The following is a 22,502-nucleotide window of genomic DNA, read 5'->3' as shown; positions in this document are numbered from 1 at the left end:
CACCTTGACAGTGTATATTCATCCAGTCTTTATCCGTATACTCCTGCATTATTTACGCCCGCCGTGCGAGGCCATCTTGGACAAGATCCTGATTCGTGGGGCTAGAACCCACAACCTGAAGAATATCGACCTGACCCTGCCCCGGGACAAACTGATCGTCATCACCGGTTTGTCCGGGTCCGGCAAATCGTCGCTGGCGTTCGACACGCTGTACGCCGAAGGCCAGCGGCGCTATGTCGAGTCGCTGTCGGCCTATGCCCGCCAGTTCCTGTCGATGATGGAAAAACCCGACGTCGACACCATCGAAGGCCTGTCGCCGGCGATTTCCATCGAGCAGAAGTCGACGTCCCATAACCCGCGGTCCACCGTGGGCACCATCACCGAGATCTACGACTACCTACGCCTGCTCTATGCGCGCGTAGGTATCCCGCGCTGCCCGGACCACGACATTCCGCTGGAAGCCCAGACCGTCAGCCAGATGGTCGACCTGGTGCTGGCCCAGCCGGAAGGCGCCAAGCTGATGTTGCTGGCGCCGGTAATTCGCGAGCGCAAGGGTGAACACCTTTCGGTGTTTGAAGAACTGCGGGCCCAAGGTTTCGTGCGTGCGCGGATCAACGGCAAGCTGTATGAGCTGGACGAAGCGCCGAAGCTCGACAAGCAGAAGAAGCACTCGATTGATGTCGTGGTCGACCGTTTCAAAGTGCGCGCCGACTTGCAGCAACGCCTGGCCGAATCCTTCGAGACCGCCCTGAAGCTGGCGGACGGGATTGCCCTGGTCGCGCCGATGGACGACGAGCCTGGCGAAGAGATCATCTTCTCCGCACGCTTTGCCTGCCCGATCTGTGGCCACGCCATCAGCGAGCTGGAACCCAAGCTGTTTTCCTTCAACAACCCGGCCGGCGCATGCCCGACCTGTGATGGCCTGGGGGTGAAGCAGTTCTTCGACATCAAGCGCCTGGTCAATGGCGAACTGACGTTGGCGGAAGGCGCGATACGCGGCTGGGACAGGCGTAACGTCTATTACTTCCAGATGCTCGGGTCGTTGGCGTCGCACTATAAGTTCAGCCTGGAAGTACCGTTCAACCAACTGCCGGCAGATCAGCAGAAGGTCATTCTCAACGGCAGCGGCTCGCAGAGCGTCGACTTCAAATACCTCAACGACCGTGGCGACATCGTCAAACGCTCGCACCCGTTCGAAGGCATCGTGCCGAACCTCGAACGCCGCTACCGCGAGACCGAGTCGGCGAGCGTGCGTGAAGAGCTGGCGAAGTTTCTCAGCACCCAGCCCTGCCCGGATTGCCGTGGCACCCGCCTGCGCCGTGAGGCACGGCACGTATGGGTTGGCGAGAAGACTCTGCCGGCAGTGACCAACCTGCCGATCGGTGATGCCTGTGAATACTTTGGTGTCCTCAAACTGACCGGACGCCGTGGGGAGATCGCCGACAAGATCCTCAAGGAGATTCGCGAGCGCCTGCAGTTCCTGGTCAACGTCGGCCTGGATTACCTGTCACTGGACCGCAGCGCCGATACCTTGTCTGGCGGTGAAGCCCAGCGTATTCGCCTGGCCAGCCAGATCGGTGCGGGCCTGGTGGGTGTGCTGTATATCCTCGATGAACCATCGATCGGCTTGCACCAGCGCGACAACGATCGCCTCCTGGGCACGCTGAAGCACCTGCGGGATATCGGCAACACGGTGATTGTGGTCGAGCACGATGAAGACGCGATTCGCCTGGCAGATTATGTGGTCGATATTGGCCCGGGTGCCGGCGTGCATGGTGGACATATCGTCGCCCAAGGTACGCCTGCCGAGGTGATGGCCCATCCGGACTCACTGACGGGCAAGTACCTGTCCGGTCGCGTGAAGATTGAGGTGCCGGCCAAGCGCACGCCACGCAACAAGAAGATGGCGTTGCACCTCAAGGGCGCGCGTGGCAACAACCTGCGCAATGTCGACCTGGAGATTCCCCTGGGCCTGCTGACCTGCGTGACGGGTGTTTCCGGCTCGGGCAAGTCGACGCTGATCAACAACACGCTGTTCCCACTGAGCGCCACCGCCTTGAACGGCGCGACCACTCTGGAAGCGGCTGCACATGACAGCATCAAGGGCCTTGAGCTCCTGGACAAAGTGGTCGATATCGACCAGAGCCCGATTGGCCGCACACCACGCTCCAACCCGGCGACCTATACCGGGCTGTTTACGCCCATTCGCGAGTTGTTCGCTGGCGTCCCGGAATCCCGCTCGCGGGGCTACGGGCCGGGCCGGTTCTCGTTCAACGTCAAGGGCGGGCGCTGCGAAGCGTGCCAGGGCGATGGCTTGATCAAAGTGGAAATGCACTTCCTGCCGGACATCTACGTGCCATGCGATGTGTGCAAGAGCAAGCGCTATAACCGCGAAACCCTTGAGATCAAATACAAGGGCAAGAACATCCACGAAACCCTGGAGATGACCATCGAAGAAGCGCGGGTGTTCTTCGACGCGGTTCCAGCGTTGGCGCGCAAGCTGCAGACACTGATGGATGTGGGCTTGTCGTACATCAAGCTGGGGCAATCGGCGACCACGCTGTCCGGTGGTGAGGCGCAGCGGGTCAAGCTGTCCCGCGAGCTGTCCAAGCGGGATACGGGTAAAACCCTGTATATCCTCGATGAACCGACCACGGGCCTGCACTTCGCGGATATTCAGCAATTACTGGATGTGTTGCACCGCCTGCGTGACCACGGCAACACCGTGGTGGTGATCGAACACAACCTGGATGTGATCAAGACCGCCGACTGGCTGGTCGACCTCGGACCGGAAGGCGGTTCCAAGGGCGGCCAGATCATCGCGGTGGGTACGCCGGAGCAGGTCTCCGAAATGCCGCAGTCGCACACGGGTTACTACTTGAAACCATTGCTCGCACGCGACAGGGCGTGATTTATCCGACCCAATAAAAAGCCCCTGTCACTTCAACGGTGACAGGGGCTTTTTTACAGCCGGGAATCAGAACTGCGATTGCAGGTAATTCTCCAGGCCGACCAGCTTGATCAGGCCCAACTGCTTTTCCAGCCAGTAGGTGTGATCTTCTTCGGTGTCGGCCAACTGCACGCGCAGAATTTCACGCGTGACATAGTCGTTGTGCTGCTCGCATAGCTCGATGCCCTTGCACAGCGCGGCACGGACCTTGTACTCGAGGCGAAGGTCGGCTGCGAGCATCTCAGGCACCGTGGTGCCTACGTCCAGGTCGTCCGGACGCATGCGTGGCGTGCCTTCGAGCATCAGGATACGGCGCATCAGCGCATCGGCGTGCTGCGTCTCTTCTTCCATCTCGTGGTTGATACGTTCATAGAGCTCGGTAAAGCCCCAGTCTTCGTACATACGCGAATGGATGAAATATTGGTCACGAGCAGCGAGTTCGCCCGTCAGCAACGTGTTGAGGTAATCGATTACGTTGGGGTGACCTTGCATCGCCCTACATCTCCCTGCTTGAAAGTCTTCAGTTTGAACCATGCTGACCTATAGGTCACGGAAGCAACGGCAGAAAAGTGAAGATTTACAGAGAAAAGTAGCTAAATTAGCGCAAAAACCGCCCAAATGAGGGCGGTTCTGCTTATCGTTTAGAGTCAGTTAAGCGATACACCCAGTGCCTTTGCGATTGCTTCTCCATAAGCCTGATCGGCTTTGAAGAAGTGCTGCAACTGACGCTGGACCACATCACTGGAAACCCCCGACATGGCGCCGGCGATGTTGCCGGTGAGCAAGGCCTTCTGCTCATCGTTCATCAGGCGGAACAGCGCACCGGCATGGCTGTAATAGTCGGTGTCTTCGCGGTGATCGTAACGATCTGCGGCACCGCTCAGGGCCAATGCAGGCTCGGCGTACTGTGGTGCTTGTTTCGGCGCGTCGGCATAGCTGTTTGGTTCATAGTTGGGAGTCGCACCGCCATTGCTGCCGAAGGCCATCGAGCCATCACGCTGGTAGCTGTTGACCGGACTGCGTGGGGCATTCACCGGCAATTGTTGGTGGTTGGTGCCGATACGGTAGCGATGTGCATCTGCATAAGCGAAAACGCGGCCCTGCAGCATGCGGTCTGGCGACAGACCGACACCCGGGACCATGTTGCTCGGGCCGAACGCAGCTTGTTCCACTTCAGCGAAGTAGTTCTGTGGATTACGGTTGAGCTCCAGTTCGCCGACTTCGATCAGCGGGAACTCCTTTTGTGACCAGGTTTTGGTCACGTCAAAGGGGTTCTCGTAATGCGCGTTGGCTTGGGCCTCGGTCATGATCTGAATGCAGACGCGCCATTTCGGGAAGTCGCCGCGCTCGATCGCACCAAACAGATCGCGCTGTGCGTAATCAGGATCGGTGCCAGCCAAGCGTGCGGCCTCAGCCGGTGCAAGGTTCTTGATGCCTTGCTTGGTCTTGTAGTGCCACTTTACCCAGTGCCGCTCGCCCTTGGCGTTAATCAGGCTGTAGGTGTGGCTACCGAAGCCGTGCATGTGACGGTAACCATCAGGGATACCACGGTCCGAAAATAGGATGGTGACCTGGTGCAGCGCCTCCGGGGAGTGCGACCAGAAGTCCCACATCATCTGCGCACTTTTCAGATTGCTTTGCGGCAGGCGTTTCTGGGTGTGGATAAAATCAGGGAACTTCAGAGGGTCACGGATGAAGAACACCGGCGTGTTGTTACCGACGATGTCCCAGTTGCCTTCTTCGGTGTAGAACTTCAAGGCAAAGCCACGAGGATCGCGCTCGGTATCAGCCGAACCACGCTCCCCACCCACCGTGGAGAAGCGCAGAAAGGTCGGCGTTTGTTTGCCCACGGACTCGAACAGCTTGGCGCTGGTGTATTCAGCGATGTCCTGGGTAACGGTGAACGTGCCGTAAGCCCCCGAACCTTTGGCATGTACTCGACGCTCAGGGATGTTTTCGCGGTTGAAGTGCGCGAGCTTCTCAATCAGGTGAAAATCGTCGAGCAACAACGGGCCACGTGGGCCGGCGGAACGGGAGTTCTGGTTGTCCGCCACGGGAGCGCCGCTGGCGGTGGTAAGAATTTTGTTCTGGCTCATGCTCAATCTTCCTCAGGTCGGACTTGGAACTGCCGGCTAATCGGCTTGCAGTGAGTATTGATCATCAACATGACACCTACAAATTCATTAAATTGTGGGAATCAATAGAAAATTACTACCAATACACCTGGCCACCATCGTGCCAGTGTTGACCTGACGCAGCTTGTACAAATGGCGTTTTTCTTACGCGCACAAAAAACCGGGCACGAGGCCCGGTTCTTCGTTACAGACTGTCGTCTTACTCGGCGCTTACAGCTTCGCCGGCAGTAGCACGATCAACCAACTCGACATACGCCATAGGCGCGTTGTCGCCAGAGCGGAAACCGCACTTGAGGATGCGCAGGTAGCCACCCTCACGGGTAGCGTAACGCTTGCCCAGGTCGTTGAACAGCTTACCAACGATAGCTTTCGAACGAGTACGGTCGAATGCCAGACGGCGGTTAGCCAGGCTGTCTGTCTTAGCCAAAGTGATCAGCGGCTCAGCAACGCGACGCAGTTCTTTAGCTTTCGGCAGTGTAGTTTTGATCAGCTCGTGCTCGAACAGCGACACCGCCATGTTTTGAAACATGGCCTTACGGTGCGAGCTGGTACGGCTCAGGTGACGTCCACTTTTACGATGACGCATGGTTCATTCCTTACCAAACTCACGTTCGGTGATTACGACGATCAGGCAGTCGCCTTGTCGTCCTTCTTAAGACTTGCAGGCGGCCAGTTGTCGAGGCGCATGCCGAGGGACAGACCGCGGGAGGCCAGAACGTCCTTGATTTCAGTCAAGGATTTCTTGCCCAGGTTCGGAGTCTTCAACAGTTCTACTTCGGTACGCTGAATCAGGTCGCCGATGTAGTAAATGTTTTCCGCCTTAAGGCAGTTAGCCGAACGTACAGTCAGTTCCAGATCGTCAACCGGGCGAAGCAGGATCGGATCGATCTCGTCTTCCTGCTCGATTACCACTGGTTCGCTGTCACCTTTGAGGTCGACGAACGCAGCCAACTGCTGTTGCAGAATGGTTGCAGCGCGACGGATAGCCTCTTCAGGGTCCAGAGTACCGTTGGTTTCCAGATCAATAACCAGCTTGTCCAGGTTAGTACGCTGCTCGACACGGGCGTTTTCCACCACGTATGCGATGCGGCGAACCGGGCTGAACGAAGAATCAAGCTGCAAGCGACCAATGCTGCGGCTTTCGTCTTCATCGCTCTGACGCGAGTCGGCCGGTTCATAACCACGACCACGAGCTACAGTGAGCTTCATGTTCAGGGCGCCGTTAGACGCCAGGTTAGCGATTACGTGATCGGGGTTAACGATCTCGACATCATGATCCAGCTGAATATCGGCAGCGGTAACCACCCCCGAACCCTTCTTCGACAAGGTCAGCGTAACTTCGTCACGGCCGTGCAGCTTGATAGCCAGACCTTTAAGGTTCAACAGGATTTCAATTACGTCTTCCTGTACACCTTCGATGGCGCTGTACTCGTGGAGCACACCGTCAATCTCGGCCTCGACTACTGCACAGCCGGGCATTGAGGACAACAGGATGCGGCGCAGCGCGTTGCCCAGGGTGTGGCCAAAACCACGCTCGAGAGGCTCGAGAGTGATTTTGGCGCGGGTTGGACTGACAACCTGCACATCAATGTGGCGGGGTGTCAGGAACTCATTTACCGAAATCTGCATGGATGCACCTATTTTCTAGCCCTTACTTGGAGTAGAGCTCGACAATCAGGCTTTCGTTGATGTCGGCGGACAGATCACTGCGAGCAGGAACGTTCTTGAAAACGCCCGACTTCTTCTCAGTGTCTACTTCTACCCATTCTACGCGGCCACGTTGGGCACACAGATCGAGAGCTTGGACAATGCGAAGTTGGTTTTTTGCTTTCTCGCGGACAGCGACCACGTCACCAGCACGAACCTGGTAGGACGGAACGTTTACGGTCTGACCGTTAACGCTGATCGACTTGTGCGATACCAGCTGACGGGATTCGGCACGAGTAGAACCAAAGCCCATACGGTATACAACGTTGTCCAGACGGCATTCGAGCAGTTGCAGCAGGTTTTCACCGGTTGCACCTTTCTTGCCAGCAGCTTCTTTGTAGTAGCCGCTGAACTGACGCTCGAGAACGCCGTAAATACGACGGACCTTCTGCTTTTCACGCAGTTGGGTGCCGTAATCGGACTGGCGACCGCGGCGTTGGCCGTGGATACCAGGTGCTGCTTCAATGTTGCACTTCGATTCGATCGCGCGCACGCCGCTCTTCAGGAAGAGATCGGTGCCTTCGCGACGAGCGAGTTTGCATTTTGGACCAATGTAACGAGCCATTCTTTACAATCTCCTGGATTACACGCGGCGCTTCTTCGGCGGACGGCACCCGTTGTGCGGGATTGGCGTCACGTCGGTGATGCTGGCGATCTTATAGCCACAGCCGTTCAAAGCACGGACAGCAGACTCACGACCTGGACCTGGACCTTTGACGTTAACGTCAAGGTTTTTCAGGCCGTATTCCAGCGCAGCTTGACCAGCACGTTCAGCAGCTACTTGAGCAGCAAACGGGGTGGACTTGCGGGAACCGCGGAAACCCGAACCACCGGAGGTAGCCCAAGAAAGCGCGTTACCTTGACGGTCGGTGATGGTCACGATTGTGTTATTAAAAGAAGCATGGATGTGGGCGATGCCATCAACCACTGTCTTTTTAACTTTTTTACGAGGACGAGCAGCAGGTTTTGCCATGATTAATTTCCTGTCGATTCGCGTGGGCGATTACTTGCGGATCGGCTTACGCGGACCTTTACGGGTACGCGCGTTAGTCTTGGTACGCTGACCGCGTACTGGAAGACCACGACGATGACGCAGACCACGGTAGCAACCGAGGTCCATCAAACGCTTGATTTTCATGTTGATTTCGCGACGCAGGTCACCTTCAGTGGTGAACTTCGCCACTTCGCCACGCAACAGCTCAATCTGCTCGTCGCTCAGATCTTTAATCTTTGCGGCTGGGTTTACCCCAGTATCTGCGCAAATTTTCTGCGCAGTAGTGCGACCAACACCATAGATGTAGGTCAGCGAGATAACAGTGTGCTTGTTATCTGGAATGTTAACGCCTGCAATACGGGCCATTCAGTGGGACTCCAATTGACAGCTACCTACGCCCCGGAAGCCAAGAAATAGGGCGCGAGATAATATCGCTGTAATAACAAATAATCAACCCGGCAGCGCACTAGCTGCCGGGCTTCAAGCGGATCACACTCAGCCTTGGCGCTGTTTGTGACGCGGTTCCGCGCTGCAAATTACTCGAACAACACCTTCGCGGCGAATAATTTTGCAGTTACGGCACAGCTTTTTCACCGATGCACGAACTTTCATCACCAACTCCTCGAACCTTATGGGTACTCAGCGCAACATGCCGCTGCCGTAACCCTTCAGGTTGGCTTTCTTCATCAGGGATTCGTACTGGTGCGAAACGAGGTGCGATTGTACTTGGGACATGAAGTCCATCACAACCACGACGACGATCAGCAACGAGGTCCCGCCAAGGTAGAACGGAACGTTTGCCGCAACCACCAGGAACTGGGGCAACAAGCACACGGCCGTCATATATAGAGCACCGAACAGGGTCAAACGAGTCAGAACGCCATCAATGTAGCGTGCAGACTGCTCACCTGGACGGATGCCCGGAATAAAGGCACCGGACTTCTTCAGGTTTTCCGCTACGTCTTTCGGATTGAACATCAACGCCGTATAGAAGAAGCAGAAGAAAATAATCCCTGCACTAAACAGCAGAATATTCAACGGCTGACCAGGAGCGATCGACTGAGAAAGGTCCTGCAGCCAGCCCATGTTTTCAGACTGACCAAACCAGGTACCCAACGAAGCCGGAAACAGCAAAATGCTGCTCGCGAAAATTGCCGGAATAACACCGGCCATATTCACTTTCAGCGGCAAGTGGCTGGTCTGCGCAGCAAAAACCTTGCGGCCCTGCTGACGCTTGGCGTAGTGAACAGCAATACGACGCTGGCCACGCTCAATGAACACCACAAAACCGATAATCGCTACTGCCAGCAAACCGATGGCAACCAGGGCAAAAATATTGATATCACCCTGACGTGCAGACTCGAAAGACTGCCCGATTGCTCTCGGAAGACCGGCGACGATACCTGCGAAAATCAACATCGAGATACCGTTACCAACACCACGCTCAGTAATCTGCTCACCCAGCCACATCATAAACATCGCACCAGCCACAAACGTGGATACCGCAACGAAATGGAAGCCAAAGTCACCAGTGAACGCAACACCCTGCCCCGCCAAGCCAACGGACATGCCGACAGCTTGAACCAGGGCAAGGATGACAGTGCCGTAGCGGGTGTACTGGCTAATCTTGCGACGGCCAGCTTCACCTTCCTTCTTCAACTGCTCCAACTGCGGGCTGACGGCGGTCATCAACTGCATGATGATCGATGCCGAAATGTACGGCATGATCCCCAGTGCAAAGATGCTCATCCGTTCCAGCGCGCCGCCGGAAAACATGTTGAACAAGCTAAGAATGGTCCCCTCATTCTGTCGAAACAGGTCTGCGAGTCGGTCCGGGTTGATACCTGGAACCGGGATGTGTGCGCCTATTCGGTAGACGATAATCGCCAGGAACAGAAAACGCAGACGAGCCCAAAGTTCAGACATACCGCCTTTGCCGAGCGCTGAGAGAGCACCTTGCTTAGCCATTTATTCCTCGAACTTGCCGCCAGCTGCTTCGATAGCCGAACGCGCACCTTTGGTGGCGCCGATTCCCTTGCCGATAGTGACAGCGCGGGTCACTTCACCGGACAGCATGATTTTCACACGCTGTACGTTGACGTTGATCACGTTGGCATCTTTCAGGGTCTGCACAGTAACGATGTCGCCTTCCACTTTAGCCAGCTCGGACAAACGCACTTCTGCGCGATCCATGGCTTTCAGGGATACGAAACCGAACTTAGGCAGGCGACGATGCAGCGGCTGTTGACCGCCTTCAAAGCCTGGAGCGATGGTGCCACCGGAGCGGGAGGTTTGACCTTTGTGGCCACGGCCACCAGTCTTACCCAAACCGCTACCGATACCACGGCCCGGACGATGCTTTTCGCGACGGGAACCCGGCGCTGGACTCAGATCATTGAGTTTCATCGATTAACCCTCGACACGCAGCATGTAGTAAGCCTTGTTGATCATCCCGCGATTCTCGGGAGTATCCTGGACTTCTACAGTGTGACCGATGCGACGCAGACCCAAACCCTTAACGCACAATTTGTGGTTAGGGATGCGACCGGTCATGCTTTTGATCAGCGTTACTTTAACGGTAGCCATGATCAGAAGATCTCCTTGACGCTTTTGCCACGCTTGGCGGCAATGGATTCAGGAGACTGCATTGCTTTCAAACCCTTGAAAGTGGCGTGAACCACGTTTACTGGGTTAGTCGAGCCGTAGCACTTGGCCAGAACGTTCTGAACGCCAGCAACTTCGAGGACAGCACGCATAGCGCCGCCAGCGATGATACCGGTACCTTCAGAAGCAGGCTGCATGTACACCTTCGAAGCGCCATGGGCGGACTTCATTGCGTACTGCAGAGTAGTGCCGTTCAGATCAACTTGGATCATGTTGCGACGAGCAGCTTCCATTGCCTTCTGGATCGCAGCAGGCACTTCACGTGACTTGCCACGGCCGAAGCCAACACGCCCTTTACCATCACCAACCACGGTCAACGCGGTGAAAGTGAAGATACGGCCGCCTTTAACGGTTTTGGCTACGCGGTTAACTTGAACCAGCTTCTCAATGTAGCCTTCGTCGCGCTTTTGGTCGTTATTTGACATAACTTAGAACTCCAGCCCAGCTTCACGAGCAGCATCAGCCAGCGCCTTGACGCGACCGTGATACTTGAAGCCAGAGCGGTCGAAAGCCACCTGCGAGACGCCAGCGGCTTTTGCACGCGTAGCGACCAGCTGGCCAACCTTAGTGGCCGCGTCGATGTTGCCAGTGGCACCATCACGCAGTTCTTTATCCAAAGTCGAGGCGCTTGCCAGGACTTTGTTGCCGTCGGCCGAGATGACCTGGGCGTAGATGTGCTGCGACGAGCGGAACACGCAGAGACGCACGACTTCGAGTTCGTGCATTTTCAGGCGTGCTTTGCGAGCGCGACGCAGTCGAGTAACTTTTTTGTCGGTCATTTGCTATGCCCTACTTCTTCTTGGCTTCTTTACGACGGACGACTTCGTCCGCGTAGCGCACACCTTTGCCTTTGTACGGCTCTGGTGGACGGAAGTCGCGGATCTCAGCGGCCACCTGACCTACCAGCTGCTTATCAATACCCTTGATCAGGATATCGGTTTGGCTCGGGGTCTCAGCGGTGATGCCTTCTGGCAGTTCGTAATCCACTGGGTGCGAGAAGCCAAGGGCCAGGTTCAAAACCGTGCCTTTTGCTTGCGCTTTGTAACCAACACCGACCAGCTGGAGCTTACGCTCGAAGCCTTGGCTTACGCCTTGGACCATGTTGTTTACCAACGCACGAGTGGTACCGGCCATTGCGCGAGTTTGTTGATCGCCATTGCGAGCAGCGAAACGCAGCTCACCAGCTTCTTCAACGATCTCAACGGACGAATGGATGTTCAGTTCGAGAGTACCCTTGGCACCCTTCACCGAAAGCTGTTGGCCTGCGAATTTTACTTCGACACCGGCTGGCAGCTTAACGGGGTTCTTAGCGACGCGTGACATGCTTATCCCCCCTTAGAACACAGTGCAAAGAACTTCGCCGCCGACACCGGCAGCGCGCGCAGCACGATCCGTCATCACACCTTTGTTGGTGGAGACGATAGACACACCGAGACCGCCACGAACTTTTGGCAGATCATCGACGGACTTGTACTGACGCAGGCCTGGACGGCTAACGCGCTTCACTTCCTCGATGACCGGACGGCCTTCGAAGTACTTCAGCTCGATGGACAGCAGAGGTTTGATTTCGCTGCTGATCTGATAACCCGCAATGTAGCCTTCGTCTTTCAGGACTTTGGCAACAGCAACCTTCAACGTGGAAGATGGCATGCTTACGACGGACTTTTCAGCCATCTGGGCATTACGGATACGAGTTAGCATGTCCGCTAACGGGTCCTGCATACTCATGGGCTAGACGCTCCTAATACAAAAAAATTAGCCTTGCGGCTACATATGTCGCCGAGAATCTCCGAGCATAAAACACACGGGCTCAGGCGAGCCGCGTATTTTAGACACACTACGGAAATGAAACAAGCCCCAAAAGGGGCTTGTTCCAGATTCAAGGCCACCGGCGGTCAGTATCTTGCGAAACCTACCACCTGGACGCTGAACGTACTTACCAGCTGGCTTTAACCAGACCCGGTACGTCACCACGCATTGCCGCTTCACGCAGCTTGTTACGGCCGAGGCCGAACTTGCGGTAAACGCCGTGTGGACGACCGGTCAGGCGGCAGCGGTTACGCATGCGCGAGGCGCTTGCGTCACGTGGCTGCTTCTGCAGTGCTACTGTCGCTTCCCAACGTGCTTCTGGACTTGCGTTCAGATCAACGATGATTGCTTTCAGTGCTGCACGCTTCTTGGCGTACTTGGCAACCGTGAGCTGACGCTTCAGCTCGCGGTTTTTCATGCTCATCTTGGCCATGGTCCTACTCCAATCAGTTGCGGAACGGGAATTTGAAAGCACGCAACAGGGCGCGACCTTCATCATCGTTCTTGGCAGTGGTGGTCAGGGTGATGTCCAGACCGCGGAGAGCATCGATCTTGTCGTAGTCGATTTCCGGGAAGATGATCTGCTCTTTCACGCCCATGCTGTAGTTACCACGACCATCGAAGGACTTGGCATTCAGGCCGCGGAAGTCGCGGACCCGAGGCAGGGAGATCGACAGCAGACGATCCAGGAATTCGTACATACGCTCACGGCGCAGAGTCACTTTGACGCCGATCGGCCAACCTTCACGGACTTTAAAGCCAGCGATGGATTTCCGAGCGTAAGTCACAACGACTTTTTGACCGGTGATCTTTTCCAGGTCAGCAACAGCGTGCTCGATGACTTTTTTGTCGCCGACCGCTTCGCCCAGACCCATGTTCAGGGTGATTTTGGTAACGCGTGGAACTTCCATCACGTTCGAAAGCTTAAGTTCTTCCTTAAGCTTCGGTGCGATTTCTTTCCAATAAATCTCTTTTAGTCGTGCCATGGTCTTCTACCTAGCAGTGTTCAAGCATCAACCGCTTTTTGGGTCGACTTGAAGACACGAATTTTCTTGCCATCTTCTACTTTGAAACCAACGCGGTCTGCCTTGTTGGTTTCGCCGTTGAAAATGGCGACGTTAGAAGCGTCCAGCGGAGCTTCTTTTTCGACGATACCGCCTTGTACGCCCGACATCGGGTTAGGCTTGGTATGACGCTTAACCAGGTTCAGACCACCAATAACCAGACGGTTATTAGCGAGAACCTTAAGCACCTTACCGCGCTTACCTTTGTCTTTGCCGGCGATCACGATGATCTCGTCGTCACGACGAATCTTTTGCATGTCGGATCTCCTTACAGCACTTCTGGGGCGAGCGAGACGATCTTCATGAACTTCTCAGTACGAAGTTCACGGGTCACTGGCCCAAAGATACGGGTGCCGATCGGCTCTTGCTTGTTGTTCAGAAGAACAGCAGCGTTGCCATCAAAGCGGATAATGGAGCCATCTGCACGGCGAACGCCGTGACGAGTGCGGACTACAACAGCAGTCATCACTTGGCCTTTTTTCACTTTACCGCGAGGAATTGCTTCCTTCACGGTAACTTTGATGATGTCACCGATACCAGCGTAACGACGATGGGAGCCACCCAGCACCTTGATGCACATAACACGGCGAGCGCCGCTGTTATCGGCCACATCGAGCATGGATTGAGTCTGAATCATATAATTTCTCCGACCCCTAGTCCTTAGACTTCCACAGCGCGTTCGAGAACATCAACCAGTGCCCAAGACTTGGTCTTGGCCAGCGGACGAGTTTCACGAATAGTGACTTTGTCGCCGATGTGGCACTGGTTGGTTTCGTCGTGCGCGTGCAGCTTAGTCGAACGCTTAACATATTTACCGTAGATCGGGTGCTTAACGCGACGCTCGATCAAAACGGTGATGGTTTTGTCCATCTTGTCGCTGACAACACGGCCAGTCAGCGTACGGACAGTCTTTTCGGCTTCAGCCATGATCACTTACCTGCCTGCTGGTTGAGCACAGTCTTCACGCGAGCAATGTCACGCTTAACTTGCGAGAGCAGATGAGACTGCCCCAACTGGCCAGTTGCTTTCTGCATGCGCAGATTGAACTGGTCGCGCAGCAGGCCGAGCAGTTGCTCGTTCAGCTGCTGTGCGGATTTTTCACGAAGTTCATTCGCTTTCATCACATCACCGTCCGTTTAACAAAGGCGGTGGCGAGCGGCAGCTTTGCAGCAGCCAGGGCAAAAGCCTCACGCGCCAGCTCTTCAGTTACACCCTCGATTTCATACAGGACTTTGCCTGGCTGAATCTGGGCAACCCAGTATTCCACGTTGCCCTTACCTTTACCCATCCGAACTTCGAGGGGCTTTTTGGAGATTGGCTTGTCCGGGAATACACGGATCCAGATCTTGCCGCCACGTTTTACGTGACGGGTCAGAGCACGACGCGCTGACTCGATCTGACGAGCGGTGAGACGACCACGAGCTACAGACTTCAGCGCGAACTCGCCGAAGCTGACTTTGCTACCGCGCTGAGCCAGACCACGGTTGTGGCCTGTCATCTGCTTGCGGAACTTCGTACGCTTTGGTTGCAACATTTGGCGTACCCCTTACTTAGCAGCTTTTTTACGAGGCGCTGGTGCTTGTGGTTTCAGTTCTTCTTGGCGACCACCAATTACTTCGCCTTTGAAGATCCAAACCTTTACACCGATCACACCATAAGTGGTGTGAGCTTCGTAGTTGGCATAGTCGATGTCGGCACGCAGGGTGTGCAATGGCACACGACCTTCGCGATACCATTCAGTACGTGCGATTTCAGCACCGCCGAGACGACCGCTCACTTGGATTTTGATGCCTTTGGCACCAATGCGCATGGCGTTCTGTACGGCGCGCTTCATAGCGCGACGGAACATGACGCGACGCTCCAGCTGCTGAGCTACGCTCTGCGCAACCAGCATACCGTCGAGCTCCGGCTTGCGGATCTCTTCGATATTGATGTGCACAGGCACACCCATTTGCTTGGTCAGGTCCTGACGCAGTTTCTCAACATCTTCACCTTTCTTCCCGATAACGATACCTGGACGAGCGGTGTGGATGGTGATACGTGCAGTTTGTGCCGGACGATGGATATCGATACGGCTTACGGACGCGCTTTTTAGTTTGTCTTGGAGATACTCACGCACCTTCAGATCAGCGAACAAATAGTCCGCATAAGTCCGACCGTCTGCGTACCAGACGGAGGTGTGCTCCTTGACGATTCCCAGGCGAATGCCAATGGGATGTACTTTCTGACCCATCTCTTCGACTCCGTTACTTGTCAGCAACCTTGACAGTGATATGGCAAGACCGCTTGACGATGCGATCAGCACGGCCTTTGGCACGCGGCATGATACGCTTCAGCGAACGCCCTTCGTTGACGAAAACGGTGCTGACCTTCAGGTCATCAACGTCTGCGCCTTCGTTATGCTCGGCGTTGGCTACGGCCGACTCCAGCACTTTCTTCATGATCTCGGCGGCTTTCTTACTGCTGAAAGCCAACAGGTTGAGCGCTTCGCCCACCTTCTTCCCGCGGATCTGGTCGGCGACCAAGCGGGCTTTCTGGGCGGAGATTCGAGCGCCCGACAACTTAGCGGCTACTTCCATTTCCTAACCCCTTAACGCTTGGCTTTCTTGTCTGCCACGTGCCCACGATATGTGCGGGTACCGGCAAACTCGCCTAGTTTGTGGCCGACCATGTCTTCGTTCACGAGAACTGGGACGTGAAGGCGACCGTTGTGTACTGCGATGGTCAAACCGACCATTTGTGGCAGGATCATCGAACGACGCGACCAGGTTTTCACCGGTTTGCGATCGTTCTTTTCCGCCGCCACTTCGATCTTCTTCAGTAGGTGAAGATCAATAAAAGGACCTTTTTTCAGAGAACGTGGCACTGTCGTATCCCTCTATTTACTTGCGACGACGGACGATCATTTTGTCGGTACGCTTATTACCACGAGTCTTCGCGCCCTTAGTCGGGAAGCCCCATGGCGATACCGGATGACGACCACCAGAGGTACGACCTTCACCACCACCGTGTGGGTGGTCAACCGGGTTCATGGCAACACCACGAACGGTTGGGCGAACGCCACGCCAGCGTTTGGCACCAGCTTTACCCAGCGAACGCAGGCTGTGCTCGGAGTTCGAGACTTCGCCCAAGGTCGCACGGCATTCAGCCAGCACTTTACGCATCTCACCAGAACGCAGACGCAGGGTCACGTAGACACCTTCACGAGCGATCAGCTGAGCCGAAGCACCAGCGGAACGAGCGATTTGCGCGCCTTTACCTGGCTTCAATTCGATGCCGTGTACGGTGCTACCAACTGGAATGTTACGCAGTTGCAGAGCGTTGCCCGGCTTGATCGGTGCCAAGGCACCTGCGATCAGCTGGTCGCCAGCACTCACGCCTTTAGGGGCGATGATGTAGCGACGCTCGCCATCTGCGTACAGCAGCAGAGCGATGTGAGCAGTACGGTTTGGATCGTATTCGATACGCTCGACAGTGGCAGCGATGCCATCTTTGTCGTTGCGACGGAAGTCGACCAGACGATAATGCTGCTTATGGCCACCACCGATGTGACGAGTGGTAATGCGACCATTGTTGTTACGACCACCAGTCTTCGATTTCTTCTCGAGCAGCGGTGCGTGAGGAGCGCCTTTATGCAGCTCCTGGTTGACCACCTTGACCACAAAACGGCGGCCAGGGGAAGTCGGTTTGCATTTAACGATTGCCATGATGCACCCCTTCCTTACTCAGCACTGCTGCTGAAATCGAGATCTTGGCCTGGCTGAAGGGAGATAACCGCCTTCTTCCAGTCATTACGCTTGCCCAGACCGCGAGCAGTGCGCTTGCTCTTACCCAGAACATTCAGGGTAGTAACACGCTCTACTTTCACGCTGAACAGGCTTTCGACGGCCTTCTTGATTTCCAGCTTGGTTGCGTCAGTTGCAACCTTGAAAACGAACTGGCCTTTCTTGTCAGCCAGAACCGTAGCCTTTTCGGAAACGTGCGGGCCAAGCAGAACTTTAAATACGCGTTCCTGGTTCATCCCAGCAGCTCCTCGAATTTCTTCACGGCCGACACGGTGATCAACACCTTGTCGTATGCGATCAGACTAACTGGATCGGAACCTTGCACGTCACGTACATCAACGTGTGGCAGGTTGCGAGCAGCCAGGTACAGGTTCTGATCAACAGCTTCAGACACGATCAAGACGTCAGTCAGGCCCATGCCGTTCAGCTTGTTCAGCAGATCTTTGGTTTTCGGTGCTTCAACAGCGAAGTCCTGAACCACGACCAGACGATCAGTACGCACGAGTTCAGCAAGGATGGAGCGCAGTGCTGCGCGGTACATCTTCTTGTTGAGCTTCTGCGTGTGATCCTGAGGACGAGCTGCGAAAGTGGTACCGCCGCCGCGCCAGATTGGGCTACGGATAGTACCGGCACGAGCACGGCCAGTACCTTTCTGACGCCAAGGGCGCTTACCGCCACCACGAACGTCGGAACGGGTCTTTTGCTGCTTGCTACCTTGACGGCCGCCGGCCATGTAGGCCACGACTGCTTGGTGAACGAGCGTCTCGTTGAATTCGCCGCCAAATGTCAGTTCGGAAACTTCGATCGCTTGAGCGTCATTTACATTTAATTGCATGTCAGCTTCCCCTTAACCGCGAGCCTTGGCCGCTGGACGTACAACCAGGTTGCCGCCAGTAGCGCCAGGAACAGCACCCTTGACCAACAACAGATTGCGTTCAGCGTCGACGCGCACTACTTCGAGGGACTGCACGGTCACGCGCTCAGCGCCCATATGACCGGACATTTTTTTGCCCTTGAATACACGACCAGGAGTCTGGCACTGGCCAATAGAGCCCGGGACGCGGTGGGAAACGGAGTTACCGTGAGTGTTGTCTTGGCCACGGAAATTCCAACGCTTGATCGTACCCTGGAAGCCTTTACCTTTGGACTGACCGGTTACATCAACCAGTTGACCAGCGGCGAAGATTTCAGCGTTGATCAGATCGCCAGCCTGGTAGTCGCCTTCTTCAAGACGGAACTCCATAACAGTGCGACCAGCTGCAACGTTTGCTTTAGCGAAGTGACCTGCTTGAGCAGCAGTCACACGCGAAGCACGACGCTCGCCGACAGTGACTTGCACTGCACGATAGCCATCGGTTTCTTCAGTTTTAAACTGGGTGACGCGATTCGGCTCGATCTCAATGACCGTAACCGGAATGGAGACACCTTCTTCGGTGAAAATACGGGTCATACCGCATTTACGACCGACTACACCAATAGTCATGTTGTAAACCTCATGAGTGTACGGGGCTTTCACCCGCTATGGCCGCCCATTTCAGAGCGTTACACGACTAAGACCCAAGTCTTAGCCGAGGCTGATCTGTACTTCCACACCGGCCGCCAGATCAAGCTTCATAAGTGCATCAACGGTTTTATCCGTTGGCTGGACGATGTCCAGTACGCGCTTATGAGTACGGATCTCGTACTGGTCACGCGCGTCTTTGTTGACGTGCGGGGAGACCAGAACGGTGAACCGCTCTTTACGGGTAGGCAGTGGAATTGGACCACGCACTTGTGCACCAGTACGTTTCGCGGTTTCCACGATTTCCTGGGTGGATTGGTCGATCAGGCGATGGTCAAAAGCCTTCAACCTGATACGGATTTGCTGATTTTGCATTGGATTTCAGACTCCGGCTGCTATTCCCAGCGAGCGCAATACGCCCGTTAAAAGGAGGCGCAATTCTATAGACGCCCCAGATGGGTGTCAACCCAATAAAAAAAGCCCCCGCTAAGCGGGGGCTTTCTCAAAACCTCGAAGCTAACTCAAAAAAGAGCTTACTCGATGATTTTAGCTACAACGCCAGCACCAACGGTACGGCCGCCTTCACGGATAGCGAAGCGCAGACCGTCTTCCATTGCGATGGTTTTGATCAGGGTGACAACCATTTTGATGTTGTCGCCTGGCATTACCATTTCAACGCCTTCCGGCAGTTCGCAGTTACCAGTCACGTCAGTAGTACGGAAGTAGAACTGTGGACGGTAGCCTTTGAAGAACGGAGTGTGACGACCGCCTTCTTCTTTGCTCAGCACGTACACTTCAGCTTCGAACTTGGTGTGCGGCTTAACCGAACCCGGCTTAACCAGAACCTGGCCACGCTCAACGTCGTCACGCTTGGTACCACGCAGCAGAACGCCGCAGTTCTCGCCAGCACGACCTTCGTCGAGCAGCTTACGGAACATTTCAACACCGGTGCAGGTGGTGACGGTAGTGTCACGCAGACCAACGATTTCCAGTGGATCTTGAACCTTAACGATACCGCGCTCGATACGACCGGTAACAACAGTACCACGACCGGAGATCGAGAATACGTCTTCGATTGGCATCAGGAACGGCTTGTCGATAACACGAACTGGATCTGGGATGTAGCTGTCCAGAGTCTCAACCAGTTTACGAACGGACGTGGTGCCCATTTCGTTATCGTCTTTGCCTTCCAGAGCCATACGAGCAGAACCGATGATGATCGGAGTGTCGTCGCCTGGGAAGTCGTAAGTGCTCAGCAGATCGCGCACTTCCATCTCAACCAGTTCCAGCAGCTCAGCGTCGTCTACCAGGTCAGCCTTGTTCAGGTAAACCACGATGTACGGAACGCCAACCTGGCGGGACAGCAGGATGTGCTCACGGGTTTGCGGCATCGGACCATCAGCGGCCGAGCAAACCAGAATCGCGCCGTCCATTTGGGCAGCACCGGTGATCATGTTCTTCACATAGTCAGCGTGACCTGGGCAGTCAACGTGAGCGTAGTGACGGATCAGCGAGTTGTATTCAACGTGAGCGGTGTTGATGGTGATACCACGAGCTTTTTCTTCTGGCGCGCTGTCGATTTTATCGAAATCAACGATTGCAGAACCGAAAATTTCGGAGCAAACGCGAGTCAGAGCAGCAGTCAGAGTGGTTTTACCGTGGTCAACGTGACCGATAGTGCCAACGTTGACGTGCGGTAGGGAACGATCAAATTTTTCTTTAGCCACGACAATTAACTCCTTGCCTAAAGGACTGAATCAGCCTTGTTTTTTGGATACAGTTTCAGCGATGTGCGCCGGAGCTGTGTTGTATTTTTTGAATTCCATAGAGTAGCTTGCGCGACCCTGGGACATGGAGCGAACGTCGGTCGCATAACCGAACATCTCACCCAACGGAACCTCGGCGCGAATCACTTTGCCGGAAACCGTGTCTTCCATACCCAAGATCATGCCGCGACGACGGTTAAGGTCGCCCATGACATCACCCATATAGTCTTCAGGTGTAACAACTTCTACCGCCATGATTGGCTCAAGCAACTCACCACCGCCCTTCTGGGCCAGTTGCTTGGTTGCCATGGAAGCAGCCACCTTGAACGCCATCTCGTTGGAGTCGACGTCGTGGTAAGAACCGTCAAAAACGGTTGCTTTCAGGCCGATCAGCGGATAGCCGGCAACAACACCGTTCTTCATCTGCTCTTCGATACCCTTCTGGATAGCAGGGATGTATTCCTTAGGAACAACACCACCTACTACTTCGTTCACGAATTGCAAACCTTCCTGACCTTCATCAGCAGGAGCAAAACGGATCCAGCAGTGACCGAACTGACCACGACCGCCGGACTGACGAACGAACTTGCCTTCGATTTCACAGTTCTTCGTGATGCGCTCACGATAGGAAACCTGAGGCTTACCGATGTTGGCTTCGACGTTGAACTCACGGCGCATCCGGTCAACCAGGATGTCCAGGTGCAACTCGCCCATGCCGGAGATGATCGTTTGACCAGTCTCTTCATCAGTCTTGACGCGGAAAGATGGATCTTCCTGAGCAAGTTTGCCCAGAGCAATACCCATTTTTTCCTGGTCATCCTTGGTCTTAGGCTCTACGGCAACCGAAATAACCGGTTCCGGGAAGTCCATGCGAACCAGGATGATTGGCTTGTCAGCGTTGCACAAAGTTTCACCAGTGGTGACGTCCTTCATGCCGATCAAGGCCGCGATGTCACCAGCGCGCACTTCCTTGATCTCTTCACGGGCGTTTGCGTGCATTTGCACCATACGACCCACACGCTCTTTCTTGCCCTTGACCGAGTTGATCACGCCGTCGCCGGAGTTCAACACGCCCGAGTAAACGCGGACGAAGGTCAGGGTACCCACGAATGGGTCGGTAGCGATCTTGAACGCCAGAGCCGAGAACGGCTCGCTGTCGTCTGCATGACGCTCCAGCTCGATAGTCTCGTCATCCGGGTCAGTACCCTTGATGGCAGGAATATCAACCGGCGCAGGCAGGTAGTCGATCACGGCGTCGAGAACCAGGGGAACACCCTTGTTCTTGAAGGAAGAACCGCAAACAGCCAAGACGATCTCACCAGCAATAGTACGCTGACGCAGAGCGGCCTTGATTTCCGCGTTGGTGAGTTCTTCACCTTCGAGGTACTTGTTCATCAGTTCTTCGTTGGCTTCGGCCGCAGCTTCAACCATGTTATTGCGCCACTCGTCAGCCAATTCCTGCATGTCTGCTGGGATAGCTTCGCGACGAGGAACCATACCTTTGTCAGCATCGTTCCAGTAAACAGCTTCCATGGCCAGCAGATCGATCTGCCCCTGGAAGTTGTCTTCGGAACCGATAGCCAACTGGATTGGCACCGGGGTGTGACCCAGACGTTGCTTGATCTGACCGATCACGCGCAGGAAGTTCGCACCAGCACGGTCCATCTTGTTTACGTAAACAAGACGTGGAACGCCGTATTTGTTGGCTTGACGCCATACGGTTTCCGACTGAGGCTCAACACCCGAGGTGCCGCAGAACACAACGACAGCGCCGTCGAGTACACGCAGGGAACGCTCAACTTCAATGGTGAAGTCTACGTGGCCCGGGGTATCGATTACGTTGAAGCGGTGCTCATCTTTGTACTGCTTCTCGGAACCCTTCCAGAAGGCGGTAATAGCAGCAGAAGTAATGGTAATACCACGCTCCTGCTCCTGAACCATCCAGTCTGTGGTCGCGGCGCCGTCATGCACCTCGCCCATCTTGTGACTTTTGCCGGTGTAAAAAAGGACGCGCTCGGTGGTGGTGGTTTTACCAGCATCCACGTGAGCGACGATACCGATGTTACGGTAGCGACTAATCGGAGTAGTACGAGCCATAAAGCCCTCGCAAAATTAGTGAAGCTAGAA

The 22,502-nt window shown here is 55.1% G+C and carries 33 protein-coding genes; 1 reads left to right on the top strand and 32 read right to left on the bottom strand.

Translation table 11 applies throughout. The features are described from left to right. The first annotated feature begins 76 nt into the window (after nt 1-76). Nucleotides 77-2,911, top strand: a complete 2,835-nt coding sequence (uvrA, locus tag ACP7CJ_RS13250; RefSeq protein WP_253399580.1) for an excinuclease ABC subunit UvrA — start codon at nt 77-79, stop codon at nt 2,909-2,911. 66 nt (nt 2,912-2,977) lie between these two features. On the opposite strand, the gene bfr is transcribed toward uvrA, so the two are convergent. The 32 genes from bfr to fusA form a co-directional block, all read right to left on the bottom strand. Next, entirely contained in the window at nt 2,978-3,442 is a 465-nt protein-coding gene (bfr, locus tag ACP7CJ_RS13245; protein WP_247396024.1) for a bacterioferritin, read from the bottom strand. Between the two features lie 155 nt (nt 3,443-3,597). Continuing rightward, entirely contained in the window at nt 3,598-5,046 is a 1,449-nt protein-coding gene (locus ACP7CJ_RS13240) for a catalase (protein WP_276195072.1), read from the bottom strand. Between the two features lie 238 nt (nt 5,047-5,284). Next, nucleotides 5,285-5,671, bottom strand: a complete 387-nt coding sequence (gene rplQ / locus ACP7CJ_RS13235; RefSeq protein WP_247396022.1) for a 50S ribosomal protein L17 — start codon at nt 5,669-5,671, stop codon at nt 5,285-5,287. A 41-nt stretch (nt 5,672-5,712) separates the two neighbouring features. Further along, a complete protein-coding gene (locus tag ACP7CJ_RS13230; protein ID WP_003176403.1) occupies nt 5,713-6,714 on the bottom strand; it encodes a DNA-directed RNA polymerase subunit alpha in 1,002 nt (333 codons plus the stop codon). Between the two features lie 22 nt (nt 6,715-6,736). Further along, the gene (rpsD, locus tag ACP7CJ_RS13225) at nt 6,737-7,357 is read right to left on the bottom strand and encodes a 30S ribosomal protein S4 (protein WP_003176404.1); all 621 of its coding nucleotides are present in this window, start codon (nt 7,355-7,357) and stop codon (nt 6,737-6,739) included. Nucleotides 7,358-7,375: 18 nt separating this feature from the next. Further along, nucleotides 7,376-7,765, bottom strand: coding sequence for a 30S ribosomal protein S11 (rpsK, locus tag ACP7CJ_RS13220; protein ID WP_002555466.1), 390 nt, complete (start codon nt 7,763-7,765; stop codon nt 7,376-7,378). A 30-nt stretch (nt 7,766-7,795) separates the two neighbouring features. After that, a complete protein-coding gene (rpsM, locus tag ACP7CJ_RS13215) occupies nt 7,796-8,152 on the bottom strand; it encodes a 30S ribosomal protein S13 (RefSeq protein ID WP_003210063.1) in 357 nt (118 codons plus the stop codon). Between the two features lie 129 nt (nt 8,153-8,281). After that, nucleotides 8,282-8,398, bottom strand: a complete 117-nt coding sequence (gene rpmJ / locus ACP7CJ_RS13210) for a 50S ribosomal protein L36 (protein ID WP_002555468.1) — start codon at nt 8,396-8,398, stop codon at nt 8,282-8,284. 27 nt (nt 8,399-8,425) lie between these two features. Continuing rightward, a complete protein-coding gene (gene secY / locus ACP7CJ_RS13205) occupies nt 8,426-9,754 on the bottom strand; it encodes a preprotein translocase subunit SecY (RefSeq protein ID WP_276195103.1) in 1,329 nt (442 codons plus the stop codon). Continuing rightward, the gene (rplO, locus tag ACP7CJ_RS13200; protein WP_003176407.1) at nt 9,755-10,192 is read right to left on the bottom strand and encodes a 50S ribosomal protein L15; all 438 of its coding nucleotides are present in this window, start codon (nt 10,190-10,192) and stop codon (nt 9,755-9,757) included. Nucleotides 10,193-10,195: 3 nt separating this feature from the next. Continuing rightward, the gene (gene rpmD, locus ACP7CJ_RS13195) at nt 10,196-10,372 is read right to left on the bottom strand and encodes a 50S ribosomal protein L30 (RefSeq protein WP_003176408.1); all 177 of its coding nucleotides are present in this window, start codon (nt 10,370-10,372) and stop codon (nt 10,196-10,198) included. Nucleotides 10,373-10,374: 2 nt separating this feature from the next. Further along, nucleotides 10,375-10,875: a 30S ribosomal protein S5 gene (gene rpsE / locus ACP7CJ_RS13190; RefSeq protein WP_003186035.1), complete on the bottom strand. Its 501-nt coding sequence runs from the start codon at nt 10,873-10,875 to the stop codon at nt 10,375-10,377. 3 nt (nt 10,876-10,878) lie between these two features. Further along, entirely contained in the window at nt 10,879-11,229 is a 351-nt protein-coding gene (gene rplR / locus ACP7CJ_RS13185; protein WP_003186037.1) for a 50S ribosomal protein L18, read from the bottom strand. A 10-nt stretch (nt 11,230-11,239) separates the two neighbouring features. Next, the gene (rplF, locus tag ACP7CJ_RS13180) at nt 11,240-11,773 is read right to left on the bottom strand and encodes a 50S ribosomal protein L6 (protein ID WP_003176412.1); all 534 of its coding nucleotides are present in this window, start codon (nt 11,771-11,773) and stop codon (nt 11,240-11,242) included. 12 nt (nt 11,774-11,785) lie between these two features. Continuing rightward, nucleotides 11,786-12,178, bottom strand: coding sequence for a 30S ribosomal protein S8 (rpsH, locus tag ACP7CJ_RS13175; RefSeq protein WP_003186040.1), 393 nt, complete (start codon nt 12,176-12,178; stop codon nt 11,786-11,788). A 208-nt stretch (nt 12,179-12,386) separates the two neighbouring features. Continuing rightward, nucleotides 12,387-12,692 (bottom strand): 30S ribosomal protein S14, encoded by a 306-nt coding sequence (gene rpsN / locus ACP7CJ_RS13170; protein WP_003176414.1) that lies wholly within the window; start codon nt 12,690-12,692, stop codon nt 12,387-12,389. Nucleotides 12,693-12,705: 13 nt separating this feature from the next. Then, nucleotides 12,706-13,245: a 50S ribosomal protein L5 gene (rplE, locus tag ACP7CJ_RS13165; RefSeq protein ID WP_003176415.1), complete on the bottom strand. Its 540-nt coding sequence runs from the start codon at nt 13,243-13,245 to the stop codon at nt 12,706-12,708. A 20-nt stretch (nt 13,246-13,265) separates the two neighbouring features. Continuing rightward, nucleotides 13,266-13,580, bottom strand: coding sequence for a 50S ribosomal protein L24 (rplX, locus tag ACP7CJ_RS13160; RefSeq protein WP_003176416.1), 315 nt, complete (start codon nt 13,578-13,580; stop codon nt 13,266-13,268). An 11-nt stretch (nt 13,581-13,591) separates the two neighbouring features. Next, entirely contained in the window at nt 13,592-13,960 is a 369-nt protein-coding gene (rplN, locus tag ACP7CJ_RS13155; RefSeq protein ID WP_002555479.1) for a 50S ribosomal protein L14, read from the bottom strand. A 23-nt stretch (nt 13,961-13,983) separates the two neighbouring features. Continuing rightward, entirely contained in the window at nt 13,984-14,250 is a 267-nt protein-coding gene (gene rpsQ / locus ACP7CJ_RS13150; protein WP_003176419.1) for a 30S ribosomal protein S17, read from the bottom strand. Nucleotides 14,251-14,252: 2 nt separating this feature from the next. Beyond that, nucleotides 14,253-14,444, bottom strand: coding sequence for a 50S ribosomal protein L29 (gene rpmC / locus ACP7CJ_RS13145; protein ID WP_002555481.1), 192 nt, complete (start codon nt 14,442-14,444; stop codon nt 14,253-14,255). Next, nucleotides 14,444-14,857, bottom strand: a complete 414-nt coding sequence (rplP, locus tag ACP7CJ_RS13140) for a 50S ribosomal protein L16 (RefSeq protein WP_003232424.1) — start codon at nt 14,855-14,857, stop codon at nt 14,444-14,446. Before rplP ends, rpmC begins: the two co-directional genes overlap by 1 nt. A 12-nt stretch (nt 14,858-14,869) precedes the next feature. Further along, nucleotides 14,870-15,556: a 30S ribosomal protein S3 gene (rpsC, locus tag ACP7CJ_RS13135; protein ID WP_003176422.1), complete on the bottom strand. Its 687-nt coding sequence runs from the start codon at nt 15,554-15,556 to the stop codon at nt 14,870-14,872. A 13-nt stretch (nt 15,557-15,569) separates the two neighbouring features. Beyond that, nucleotides 15,570-15,902, bottom strand: coding sequence for a 50S ribosomal protein L22 (rplV, locus tag ACP7CJ_RS13130; protein ID WP_003103908.1), 333 nt, complete (start codon nt 15,900-15,902; stop codon nt 15,570-15,572). Between the two features lie 11 nt (nt 15,903-15,913). Further along, nucleotides 15,914-16,189, bottom strand: a complete 276-nt coding sequence (gene rpsS / locus ACP7CJ_RS13125) for a 30S ribosomal protein S19 (RefSeq protein WP_003232420.1) — start codon at nt 16,187-16,189, stop codon at nt 15,914-15,916. A gap of 16 nt (nt 16,190-16,205) precedes the next feature. After that, nucleotides 16,206-17,030, bottom strand: a complete 825-nt coding sequence (gene rplB / locus ACP7CJ_RS13120) for a 50S ribosomal protein L2 (protein WP_003210080.1) — start codon at nt 17,028-17,030, stop codon at nt 16,206-16,208. Nucleotides 17,031-17,044: 14 nt separating this feature from the next. Then, nucleotides 17,045-17,344: a 50S ribosomal protein L23 gene (gene rplW, locus ACP7CJ_RS13115; protein ID WP_002555488.1), complete on the bottom strand. Its 300-nt coding sequence runs from the start codon at nt 17,342-17,344 to the stop codon at nt 17,045-17,047. Beyond that, on the bottom strand, nt 17,341-17,943 hold the full coding sequence (gene rplD / locus ACP7CJ_RS13110; protein ID WP_003210082.1) for a 50S ribosomal protein L4: 603 nt from the start codon (nt 17,941-17,943) through the stop codon (nt 17,341-17,343). Before rplD ends, rplW begins: the two co-directional genes overlap by 4 nt. A gap of 12 nt (nt 17,944-17,955) precedes the next feature. Continuing rightward, on the bottom strand, nt 17,956-18,591 hold the full coding sequence (rplC, locus tag ACP7CJ_RS13105) for a 50S ribosomal protein L3 (RefSeq protein ID WP_007253310.1): 636 nt from the start codon (nt 18,589-18,591) through the stop codon (nt 17,956-17,958). A gap of 81 nt (nt 18,592-18,672) precedes the next feature. Continuing rightward, complete coding sequence (gene rpsJ / locus ACP7CJ_RS13100; RefSeq protein WP_003186070.1) at nt 18,673-18,984, bottom strand: 30S ribosomal protein S10; 312 nt, start codon at nt 18,982-18,984, stop codon at nt 18,673-18,675. Nucleotides 18,985-19,142: 158 nt separating this feature from the next. Next, on the bottom strand, nt 19,143-20,336 hold the full coding sequence (gene tuf, locus ACP7CJ_RS13095) for an elongation factor Tu (protein WP_247396021.1): 1,194 nt from the start codon (nt 20,334-20,336) through the stop codon (nt 19,143-19,145). A 30-nt stretch (nt 20,337-20,366) separates the two neighbouring features. After that, a complete protein-coding gene (fusA, locus tag ACP7CJ_RS13090) occupies nt 20,367-22,472 on the bottom strand; it encodes an elongation factor G (RefSeq protein WP_247396020.1) in 2,106 nt (701 codons plus the stop codon). Nucleotides 22,473-22,502: the final 30 nt, after the last annotated feature.

The organism is Pseudomonas sp. PSPC3-2, assembly GCF_049897085.1.
Taxonomy (GTDB): Bacteria; Pseudomonadota; Gammaproteobacteria; order Pseudomonadales; family Pseudomonadaceae; genus Aquipseudomonas; species Aquipseudomonas paraveronii.
Note: the sequence above shows the minus strand (reverse complement) of the source record. Positions and strands in the feature narration are given on the sequence as shown.

Bases quoted from the DNA above. Each gene is read 5' to 3' on its own strand.
- rplO (WP_003176407.1), bottom strand. From the start codon at position 10,192: ATGAAACTCAATGATCTGAGTCCAGCGCCGGGTTCCCGTCGCGAAAAG.
- rpsM (WP_003210063.1), bottom strand. From the start codon at position 8,152: ATGGCCCGTATTGCAGGCGTTAACATTCCAGATAACAAGCACACTGTT.
- rpsC (WP_003176422.1), bottom strand. From the start codon at position 15,556: ATGGGTCAGAAAGTACATCCCATTGGCATTCGCCTGGGAATCGTCAAG.
- ACP7CJ_RS13230 (WP_003176403.1), bottom strand. From the start codon at position 6,714: ATGCAGATTTCGGTAAATGAGTTCCTGACACCCCGCCACATTGATGTG.
- rplX (WP_003176416.1), bottom strand. From the start codon at position 13,580: ATGCAAAAGATTCGTCGTGACGACGAGATCATCGTGATCGCCGGCAAA.
- rpmJ (WP_002555468.1), bottom strand. From the start codon at position 8,398: ATGAAAGTTCGTGCATCGGTGAAAAAGCTGTGCCGTAACTGCAAAATT.
- rpsK (WP_002555466.1), bottom strand. From the start codon at position 7,765: ATGGCAAAACCTGCTGCTCGTCCTCGTAAAAAAGTTAAAAAGACAGTG.
- rplF (WP_003176412.1), bottom strand. From the start codon at position 11,773: ATGTCACGCGTCGCTAAGAACCCCGTTAAGCTGCCAGCCGGTGTCGAA.
- rplV (WP_003103908.1), bottom strand. From the start codon at position 15,902: ATGGAAGTAGCCGCTAAGTTGTCGGGCGCTCGAATCTCCGCCCAGAAA.
- rplE (WP_003176415.1), bottom strand. From the start codon at position 13,245: ATGGCACGACTAAAAGAGATTTATTGGAAAGAAATCGCACCGAAGCTT.
- secY (WP_276195103.1), bottom strand. From the start codon at position 9,754: ATGGCTAAGCAAGGTGCTCTCTCAGCGCTCGGCAAAGGCGGTATGTCT.
- rplQ (WP_247396022.1), bottom strand. From the start codon at position 5,671: ATGCGTCATCGTAAAAGTGGACGTCACCTGAGCCGTACCAGCTCGCAC.
- rpsN (WP_003176414.1), bottom strand. From the start codon at position 12,692: ATGGCCAAGATGAGCATGAAAAACCGCGAGCTGAAGCGTCAGCTCACG.
- bfr (WP_247396024.1), bottom strand. From the start codon at position 3,442: ATGCAAGGTCACCCCAACGTAATCGATTACCTCAACACGTTGCTGACG.
- rplD (WP_003210082.1), bottom strand. From the start codon at position 17,943: ATGCAATTAAATGTAAATGACGCTCAAGCGATCGAAGTTTCCGAACTG.
- rpsH (WP_003186040.1), bottom strand. From the start codon at position 12,178: ATGAGTATGCAGGACCCGTTAGCGGACATGCTAACTCGTATCCGTAAT.
- rplR (WP_003186037.1), bottom strand. From the start codon at position 11,229: ATGACCGACAAAAAAGTTACTCGACTGCGTCGCGCTCGCAAAGCACGC.
- rpsE (WP_003186035.1), bottom strand. From the start codon at position 10,875: ATGTCAAATAACGACCAAAAGCGCGACGAAGGCTACATTGAGAAGCTG.
- ACP7CJ_RS13240 (WP_276195072.1), bottom strand. From the start codon at position 5,046: ATGAGCCAGAACAAAATTCTTACCACCGCCAGCGGCGCTCCCGTGGCG.
- rplP (WP_003232424.1), bottom strand. From the start codon at position 14,857: ATGTTGCAACCAAAGCGTACGAAGTTCCGCAAGCAGATGACAGGCCAC.
- fusA (WP_247396020.1), bottom strand. From the start codon at position 22,472: ATGGCTCGTACTACTCCGATTAGTCGCTACCGTAACATCGGTATCGTC.
- rpsD (WP_003176404.1), bottom strand. From the start codon at position 7,357: ATGGCTCGTTACATTGGTCCAAAATGCAAACTCGCTCGTCGCGAAGGC.
- rplW (WP_002555488.1), bottom strand. From the start codon at position 17,344: ATGAACCAGGAACGCGTATTTAAAGTTCTGCTTGGCCCGCACGTTTCC.
- rplC (WP_007253310.1), bottom strand. From the start codon at position 18,591: ATGACTATTGGTGTAGTCGGTCGTAAATGCGGTATGACCCGTATTTTC.
- rplN (WP_002555479.1), bottom strand. From the start codon at position 13,960: ATGATTCAGACTCAATCCATGCTCGATGTGGCCGATAACAGCGGCGCT.
- rpsQ (WP_003176419.1), bottom strand. From the start codon at position 14,250: ATGGCTGAAGCCGAAAAGACTGTCCGTACGCTGACTGGCCGTGTTGTC.
- rpsJ (WP_003186070.1), bottom strand. From the start codon at position 18,984: ATGCAAAATCAGCAAATCCGTATCAGGTTGAAGGCTTTTGACCATCGC.
- rplB (WP_003210080.1), bottom strand. From the start codon at position 17,030: ATGGCAATCGTTAAATGCAAACCGACTTCCCCTGGCCGCCGTTTTGTG.
- rpmD (WP_003176408.1), bottom strand. From the start codon at position 10,372: ATGGCTACCGTTAAAGTAACGCTGATCAAAAGCATGACCGGTCGCATC.
- rpmC (WP_002555481.1), bottom strand. From the start codon at position 14,444: ATGAAAGCGAATGAACTTCGTGAAAAATCCGCACAGCAGCTGAACGAG.